Source organism: uncultured Blautia sp. (assembly GCF_902497045.1).
Classification (GTDB): Bacteria; Bacillota; Clostridia; order Lachnospirales; family Lachnospiraceae; genus Blautia_A.
On the sequence record NZ_CABVDF010000188.1, the window covers coordinates 1 to 5,626 of the forward strand.

A 5,626-nucleotide genomic window follows, 5' to 3' on the forward strand; every position below is an offset into this window, starting at 1 on the left:
ATTTCCTGTCGGATAAGGGGTCTTTTTGTTTTTATAAAAAGTTTAGAATTATTCAGAACAATCTGTGCTATAATAAGCAGACAGAAATCTTATCTTTTTGCCGGGATTCTTCCGGCAGTTTTCCATTTTTGAAAAAAATCAATATGCAGGATTCGGCTGTGGGTATTTGTACAAAGTCTGTCCGCCTGACTTGAAGTTTTCCTGTATGTAGAAAGACGAGGGGAGAGGATCGCATCGAACTGATCGGAATCATTTTAAAAGGGAGATACTGTATTGTAGACCGGATCGGCAAAGGAGGACAGGGAACACTGTATCTTGCCAGGGACATCGATCTGGGTATTTACCGGGCGGTGAAAGAACTGCCTTTGGAAAGAAAAAAGGAAGCGGAATTTCTGCGTCTTCTGGACCATCCGTCGCTGCCTCGGATGATCGATTACACAGAGCAGAAAGACAGATGTTTTCTGGTGATGGAATATATTCAGGGAAAATCCCTGAGACAGTATCTGGAAGAAGGCAGGACATTTTCGGCAGAAGAGATAATTTTTATGGGAAGAAGGATACTGGATATCTTGTCTTATCTTCATTCCAGAAAACCGGCTGTTTATTATGGAGATCTGAAGCCGGAAAATCTGATGCTGACGGATAATGGAGCCTTGTATCTGATTGATTTTGGAAGTGCGGTACTGGGGTATGACAGGCAGAAGACCCTGTGCTATGGAACAAAGGGGTACGCAGCGCCGGAACAGTATCAGGGAATCATAAAAGAAACCAGTGATATTTACGCATTTGGAAAAACACTGGAGAGCCTTTGCGGAAAAAGACGTTTTCAGTGTTTTGTGCAATATCCCTATCTGGCGTTTTTTATCTGGAAATGCTGCCGTACACAACCGGAAAAAAGATGGAAAAATGCAGAAAATGCCATAGACGGGCTGAAAAAACTCCAGCCGTTATCCTTGAAGAGATGGCGTGGCCTTGCTTTGCTTATGTGCGGGATCATGACTGCTGTTTTGTGCTTGCGTATTTATATAGGTATACAGAAACCATTGGTTTCTTTTGAAACAGCTGTTTCTTCTGTGATTTCTCTGTATGGGACAATGGATTTTCAATCCGGAGGAAAAAATATCCGGGAAATAGTATTCAGTCAGGTAGAGGAACATAGCAGGAGCTTACTGTATCTATATGACAGACCGGAGCAGCAGATCAGGCTTTTATATCTGCTGGCAGAAAACAGTGAGCTTCAGGGAAATCTGGTAAAGGCGGAGGGATATTACAGACAGCTTACAAAGGAAAGAAGTGCAAAAGAAGAGGAATATGCCGCTTATGGTCTGTTCCTGGCAAGACAGGGAAGGGGAGAGGAGAGCCTGGATCTATATGAAAAATTCAAGAGAAAAAGAAAAAAGGAAAAGCTGAAACAGAGAGGATGGAATTTTAGGATATGGAACCAGTATTTAAAGAAATATACGGAGGGAGATTATGAATAAAAAATTCGGGAATGCAATCCTTATGATCGTGCTGCTGATGTATTCCGGGAATATATCGGCTATGTCTGCAGATCAGGAGCTTGGAGGCTTTCAGGTAGAGATGGGAACAGGAGAAAATACAGAGCTTCCCTGGGATTGGGATGAAGCGGCAGGGAATCCGGGAGTTCAAGATGAGCCGCAGGAAGAAATCTGGGAAGATACGGAACCACAGGAGGAAGAGGGGGGAGAGACAGGAGGAGTCTCGTATCCGGTTCAGGAAAATACAGGGAACGTTTATGCGCCGGAAAATGAAGCATCAGGAAATGCCGGTATTTCTCAGGAAACCTTCTGGTCTGGCGGAGAAGCGCAAAACACCTGGGAAACGGTCATGAGCAATACACCTGCAGCGGTACCTTCGCCCTCTTTGACGCCAGAACTCTCTCCGTCACTTTTGCCTGCGGTTACAGCAGTTCCCTCTCCAGCATTTCCTGAACCGTCTGCTCTTCCCACTGAAATAAAGAATACTGAGAAAGAAAAAACAAAGTTCTGGAAGTCAGAAGAGGCTCCAAAACTGCTATGCTGGAAAGGCGAAACAGACAGAAATCCATGCCTGAGAATCCGGGAAAAACGGGAAGTGCAGATACTTTATTTAAAAATAAATGGAAAAGATACCAAATGGGAATGGCAGGGAGATTGTATTGTTCCAGTACAAAAAAGTCAACAGGATCCCTTGGTGGAGAAAGTTGTTACGGAACTGGCAGTTCTGGATTATGGAGATCATGTGCACGGAATTTTCATAGACGAAAAAAATAAATCATGATATACTGTTTCTGATAAGTAGAAACTTTTGATTCATACACATTGGAGGAATTTATGTATAAAGTGATTTTATTTGATCTGGATGGAACACTGACAGAATCAGGCGAGGGAATAACAAAATCTGTGCAGTATGCACTGGAAAAACTGGGGCAGCCGGAGCCGGATCTTAAAAAGCTTGAAGTATTTGTAGGCCCGCCTCTGCTTCAGCAGTTTATGAAATACGCAGGTCTGGATGAGGAAACAGCGGTCAAGGCGGTTGAGTATTACAGAGAACGATATACAGATATCGGAATATTTGAGAATGAGGTATATCCAGGTGTGGAGGATATGCTGGATAAGCTGAGAGGAAAAGGATATATCCTGGCGGTGGCTTCTTCCAAACCAGAGCGTTTTGTAAAAAAAGTGCTGGATCATTTTGATCTTACAAAATATTTTCATGAAATCGTAGGAAGCGAAATGAATGGTGGACGGACAAGTAAGGCTGATGTGATCGAAGAAGCGCTTGACCGGCTCCATATGGCAGATCACCGGGATCAGGTGGTTATGGTAGGAGACAAGGAGCATGATGTTTTTGGCGCCCGTAAAGCCGGGCTTAAGTGCCTGGCAGTCTCTTATGGATATGGTTCAGAAGAAGAACTGAAAAATGCAAATCCGTTAAAGATTGTAGATTCTGCGCAGGAAGTGCTTGGTTTTTTCTCTTAAGCCCTCTGCATAAACAGAGTCCTTTGAAGCAGGTGTGGAGGGCAGTATATCCCTGCGGGATCCATTTTCTGATCAGTCAGGTTATTGCCAATACAGCTTTAGCTGTGATCTTATATGGGATGGGCGGAACAGTGGAAGATTTTGCTTCCTATACAATTTTTCTTACGGGAATTTCTGCTCTTTTGACGATGCTGCCATGTGTATTTTTTTATAAAAAAGACAGAAATGCGCGAGTGCTGGGCGGTCTTATACCGGAAAAACCAGGACGAAAACTGACTCCGGGGACTGTTTTACTTCTGCTTCTTCTGGGCGCAGCATGTTCTGTGTTTGCAAATATTCTGGTGGCTATGCTTCAGAATATCCTGAATGTTCAGGCGTATCAGGAAAATATGGAACAGATCATGAGCGGAAAAAGCTTTTTTATGCTGATCTTCTGGATGGGGATCATAGCGCCGGTGGCGGAAGAGATGGTATTTCGCTGGCTGATCTATCTGCGTCTTCGGGATCACATGAAAATGGCAGCGGCAGCTGTAATTTCCGGAGTTTTCTTTGGAATATACCATATGAATCTTGTACAGGCAGTTTATGCAGGAATCCTTGGCATCGTATTTGCATATATCTTGGAACTTACAGGAAATTTATGGTCCAGTGTTCTGCTGCATATGGGGGCAAATATCTGGTCTCTTGTAATGCCGGAGCTGCTTGTCCGTATACCGGAAGAAAACTATGTGATGGTTGTTCTGACAATGGAAGCAGTACTTTTGGTGGTATTTACTGTGGGAGTCCGGCATTTAAAAAGAAATGCAGCCAAAACGAGAATGATATAAAAAAAGACCTTTAAGACAGGCAGTAATAAAATTGCGCAAGTCTGTTTTAAGGGTCTTTTCATTTTATAAAGATTTAAGAAAACTTTTCTTGTAGCGATAGGTTTGATATGGTAACATTAGTGTATTAATACACTTAATACACTTGCGCTTCAAAAAATGAAGGGAGGAGAAGATCATCATTATTTTAGATCATCAGGATCGCAGACCGATTTATGAGCAGGTTACAGAACGTTTTCGTATTTTAATCTATCAGGAGGCATTGCCTTCCGGGAGCCGACTTCCCTCTGTTCGTCAGCTTGCTATGGATCTTTCTATTAATCCCAATACGATTCAGCGTGCATATGCAGAATTAGAACAGGAGGGATTGATCTATTCGATAAAGGGGAAAGGAAATTTTGTGGCAGATACAAGGAGCATACAGGAAAAAAAACGGGGGGATTACCGCAAAGAACTGATCCAGACAGTTCATAAAGGTCAGGAGATAGGCATTTCCAGAGAGGAACTGGTAACTGTGGTAGACCAATGTTATGAGGAGGGGAATCATGATTGAGATTAAGGACTGCAGCAAAGCGTTTGGCGCAGTAAAAGCCGTAAATAAGGTTTCTCTGGAAGTTGGTGAAAGGGAAGTCTTTGGGCTGGTAGGAAGCAACGGCGCAGGCAAAAGTACTCTTTTGCGCATGATCGCAGGGGTGATGAAGCCTGATGAGGGAGAAATCAGGATTGACGGAATTTCGGTATATGATGACGAAAAGGCAAAATCATTTTTGTTTTATATATCAGACGACAGTTATTTTCCATCTGATTATACACCGGGAGATATGGCGAATTTTTACAGGTATTATTATCCCAGATTTGATATTCAGAGGTTCTATAAGTTTCTGCATCAGTTTGGACTGGATGAAAAGAAAAGAATCAGCAGTTTTTCAAAGGGGATGAGAAAACAGCTGAATGTGCTTCTGGGAGTCAGTGCAGGAACCAAATATCTTCTTTGCGATGAGACGTTTGACGGACTGGATCCTGTAATGCGTCAGGGAGTCAAAAGCCTTTTTGCTGCGGAGATCATGAGCAGGGAGTTTACTCCCGTGATCGCATCTCATAATCTTCGGGAACTGGAGGATATCTGCGACCATGTGGGACTTCTTTATAAAGGAGGGATCCTGTTATCCAGAGATCTGGAGGATATGAAGTTTCATATACATAAGATACAATGTGTGCTTTCTGACAAGTCGCAGGAACGGCAGCTTCAGAAAGAACTTAATATTTTGAAGATGGAACATCAGGGCTCGCTGCTTCTGATCACAGCTCGAGGAACAAGGTCTGCAATCCTGGAACGGATCCAGGAAAAAAATCCTTTATTCTGTGAGATTCTTCCTCTTACGCTTGAAGAAATTTTTATTAGTGAAACGGAGGTGGCCGGATATGAAATCAAAAATCTGTTCTTCTAAATATGTAAAAACAGTATCGAAAGGAAAGGGATGGATTCCTGCGTTCCTTACTCTGGGTTTCCTTCTGGCTTTTCCGGTAGTCAGCCTGCTGATGATAGGCAACTGGAGGGGAAGCGGCTATACGTCGGAACAGATGGAATTTCTTTATGAAAATCTGTGGAAAGATGGTTTTCTTCTTACAGGAGGATTCGTAGCTGTAGCGGCAGCAGTTTTAAACGGCATTAATGGGTTTATCTATTTGTATTCTAAACGTCAGACAGATTTTTATCACAGTCTTCCAGTAAAACGTTCGCGAATGTTCTGGAACCGGATTTATACAAGGGCACTGAAAAAGTCTGATTCTAAAAAAGAATTGGGCTTTTTTATTATTTCC

General features: G+C 42.7%; 6 protein-coding genes and 1 pseudogene. All 7 read left to right on the top strand.

Annotation, left to right across the window (positions count from 1 at the left end):
* Positions 1-284 precede the first annotated feature (284 nt).
* Positions 285-1,481, top strand: a complete 1,197-nt coding sequence (locus RDS42_RS11755) for a serine/threonine-protein kinase (protein ID WP_308783831.1) — start codon at positions 285-287, stop codon at positions 1,479-1,481.
* A complete protein-coding gene (locus RDS42_RS11760) occupies positions 1,474-2,280 on the top strand; it encodes a hypothetical protein (RefSeq protein WP_308783828.1) in 807 nt (268 codons plus the stop codon). Before RDS42_RS11755 ends, RDS42_RS11760 begins: the two co-directional genes overlap by 8 nt.
* A 53-nt stretch (positions 2,281-2,333) precedes the next feature.
* Entirely contained in the window at positions 2,334-2,981 is a 648-nt protein-coding gene (locus RDS42_RS11765) for an HAD family hydrolase (RefSeq protein WP_308783829.1), read from the top strand.
* Between the two features lie 32 nt (positions 2,982-3,013).
* Complete coding sequence (locus RDS42_RS11770) at positions 3,014-3,808, top strand: CPBP family intramembrane glutamic endopeptidase (protein ID WP_308783832.1); 795 nt, start codon at positions 3,014-3,016, stop codon at positions 3,806-3,808.
* A 208-nt stretch (positions 3,809-4,016) separates the two neighbouring features.
* Positions 4,017-4,358: a GntR family transcriptional regulator gene (locus tag RDS42_RS11775; protein WP_308783833.1), complete on the top strand. Its 342-nt coding sequence runs from the start codon at positions 4,017-4,019 to the stop codon at positions 4,356-4,358.
* Positions 4,351-5,253 (top strand): ABC transporter ATP-binding protein, encoded by a 903-nt coding sequence (locus RDS42_RS11780; RefSeq protein WP_308783830.1) that lies wholly within the window; start codon positions 4,351-4,353, stop codon positions 5,251-5,253. The genes RDS42_RS11775 and RDS42_RS11780 overlap by 8 nt, the downstream gene beginning before the upstream one ends.
* A pseudogene (locus tag RDS42_RS11785) lies at positions 5,228-5,626 on the top strand (hypothetical protein); the annotation flags it as partial. The gene RDS42_RS11780 and the pseudogene RDS42_RS11785, both read left to right, overlap by 26 nt.